The following is a 2,633-nucleotide window of genomic DNA, read 5'->3' on the forward strand; positions in this document are numbered from 1 at the left end:
GCAATGCGAGCCCGTGCCGACCGGCGCCCTGGACGCTACGGCTGCAGACCGGGCGTCTGGGGTCGATTCAACAAGTCAGGGGCATGACCACCGGCTTCTTCGCAGGTCGGGAGGCTCTTCGTAATGTGGATGTGGCGATCAGTGCCGTGGCAGGCCGGGTGAACAGCACCGAAGGAACCACGACGTGATCGACACCAGCGACATCGACGTCTACCTCGGACTGGACGTCGGCAAGGGCGAACACCACGCCACCGCACTCACCCCGTCCGGGAAGAAGACCTTCGACAAGCGGCTGCCCAACACCGAACCCAAGCTCCGCGAGGTCTTCGCCAGGCTGCAGGCCAAACACGGCACCGTCCTCGTCATCGTCGACCAGGTGGCCTCGATCGGGGCCCTGCCGCTGGCAGTCGCCCGGGACCTGGGCTGCCACATCGCCTACCTGCCCGGATTAACGATGCGGCGGATCGCCGACCTCTATCCCGGCGAGGCCAAGACCGACGCGAAAGACGCGTTCATCATCGCCGACGCGGCCCGGGCAATGCCGCACACGCTTCGCTCGGTCGACCTCGACGACGAGACCATCGCCGAGCTCCAGATGATCGTCGGCTTCGACGACGACCTCACCGCCGAGGCGAATCGCCTCTCCAACCGGCTCCGCGGCCTGTTCACCCAGATCCACCCGCACCTGGAACGAGTCATCGGCCCGCGCATGCAGCACCCGGCCGTCCTCAGAATGCTGGACCAGTTCGGCTCGCCAGCACAGATCCGCAAGGCCGGACGCCGACGACTCATCGCTCTGATCCGCCCGAAGGCGCCCCGCATGGCCGAGCGGCTGATCAACGACGTCTTCACCGCGCTGGACGAGCAGACCGTCGTCGTTCCGGGCACAGACGCGGCCGCGCTGATCGTCCCGAGCCTCGCCAACTCACTCCAGGCGGTGCTCGACCAGCGCAAAATCCTCGCCCACCGGATCGAGGAACTGCTGGAGGCCCACCCTCTTTCCAAGGTCCTGACGTCCATGCCCGGCATCGGCATCAGGACCGGAGCCCGCATCCTCATCGACGTCGGCGACGGAACCGCCTTCCCGTCCGCCGCCCACCTCGCCGCCTACGCCGGCCTCGCCCCAGCCACCCGCAGCTCCGGGTCCTCCATCCGCGGCGAACAGCCCTCCAGACGGGGAAACAAGCAGCTCAAACGGGCCTTCTTCCTCTCCGCGTTCGCCGCCCTGGCCGACCCCGCCTCCCGCACCTACTACGACAAGAAGATCGCTCAGGGAAAGCACCACACCCAGGCCATCCTCTGCCTCGCCCGACGCCGAGCCGACGTGCTCTTCGCGATGCTCCGCGACGGCACCTCCTACCAACCACCAACCCCGACTACCCCTTGACCAAAGTCATAGGGGCACCCCCCCGTCCACCCCTGACAGCCCGACCAAAACGGGGTGCTGTCACCTTCGCGATGCCGGGCGTGGTGTTCGTCAGGCGAGTGCAGTGACCGCCGACAGCGCAGACGCGATCAAGGACACCAGCCCGGGCACGCCTCCGCACTTCTGCTGGATCTTCCCCAGCAGTCCCTTGGCAACGGCTCGCCCCTCGGAATTGTCCAGCTGCTGCTCGGCCACCGTATCCAGCAAGCCGATGCACAGTTCGTAGTCGACGACACGGGACCTTTCGTGGGCCATACCCTGGCGGATCTGCCCCAGCAGATCGGCGATGCCCTGTAAGTCGTCCCGGCCGATGCCGGAGTTGTCCTGACTCTGATTCGAGTTGTAGGCGCCCGGCTGGTTCTGCACGTTCTTCATCGATCCGCTGTTCTGAATTCCCGAGTTGGCGCCACCTGGCTGCCGGTTACGGCCGAGCATCATGCTCCTCCTCCTGACGACTGCTGGGAGCCGACGGCCCCCGGCTGGTTCTGGACGTTGTTCATCTCACCCGTGTTGATGATGCCGTTGTTCATGACGACCATGATCCGCTCCCGGTACGCGCCGGTGTCCACGTTGTGGTCGACGAGGAAGCCCTCGACGGCGGCGAGGACCCGTCCCTGCATCATGTCGATGTAACGACGGGCGTCGTCGTACTGGAGCATGTCGTCCATATACCGGGTCGAGTAGACCTCCCGCAGGCTGACCGGTCCCGTACCCGGATCCTGCTCGGGATGCGGCTTTCGGTTCTTGGCCCGTTTGAACAGCCGGATCAGCCACCAGCCGGTGTCCACAGCAGCGAGGTACGCCGTGCGCCGGCTCCACACCCAGCCTCCTCGCAACACTTCCTTCTCGGCCCTGCGCAGTTCGGGATGGACGGGGTTGACTACATGAGGGCGGACGACGACCCGCAGGTAGTGGTTCTCATACGCGAAGCCCACGAACAGTGACGCCACCAACTCGCCGTCCCACGAGGTCATCCGCACGCAAAGAAAGCGTCGGGCCACCTTTGGCTTCCACTGCGCGTTGGCCGCCCGTACGCCGTCCCTGGCCAGCGTGACCAGCCCTTCCCACCCCTCGGGGGTCAGCGACTCCCAACGATCGGCGGAGATGGCTGCGTGAGGGGCCTCGCGTTTTCCGGACTGGTGTCTGACCGTTCATTTCACGCGACGGCTCGCAACTTCACATGTTCGGCGTGGACTTCTCGCGGAGG

Annotated in this window: 4 protein-coding genes; 2 read left to right on the forward strand and 2 right to left on the reverse strand. The window is 65.9% G+C overall.

What is annotated here, in order from left to right:
* Together ACFU95_RS50840 and ACFU95_RS50845 are read left to right on the forward strand one after the other, a co-directional pair.
* A partial coding sequence (locus ACFU95_RS50840) for a hypothetical protein (protein WP_383844722.1) occupies positions 1–188 on the forward strand: 188 nt, incomplete at its 5' end.
* Positions 185–1,387: an IS110 family transposase gene (locus tag ACFU95_RS50845; RefSeq protein WP_383844725.1), complete on the forward strand. Its 1,203-nt coding sequence runs from the start codon at positions 185–187 to the stop codon at positions 1,385–1,387. The genes ACFU95_RS50840 and ACFU95_RS50845, both read left to right, overlap by 4 nt.
* Positions 1,388–1,477: 90 nt before the next feature.
* On the opposite strand, the gene ACFU95_RS50850 is transcribed toward ACFU95_RS50845, so the two are convergent.
* Together ACFU95_RS50850 and ACFU95_RS50855 are read right to left on the reverse strand one after the other, a co-directional pair.
* A complete protein-coding gene (locus ACFU95_RS50850; RefSeq protein ID WP_383844728.1) occupies positions 1,478–1,864 on the reverse strand; it encodes a hypothetical protein in 387 nt (128 codons plus the stop codon).
* Positions 1,861–2,406 carry a hypothetical protein gene (locus tag ACFU95_RS50855; protein ID WP_383844731.1) on the reverse strand — a complete coding sequence of 182 codons (546 nt, stop codon included), beginning with the start codon at positions 2,404–2,406 and terminating at the stop codon, positions 1,861–1,863. Before ACFU95_RS50855 ends, ACFU95_RS50850 begins: the two co-directional genes overlap by 4 nt.
* Between the last annotated feature and the right edge of the window lie 227 nt (positions 2,407–2,633).

Source organism: Streptomyces sp. NPDC057623 (assembly GCF_042800355.1).
GTDB lineage: Bacteria > Actinomycetota > Actinomycetes > Streptomycetales > Streptomycetaceae > Streptomyces.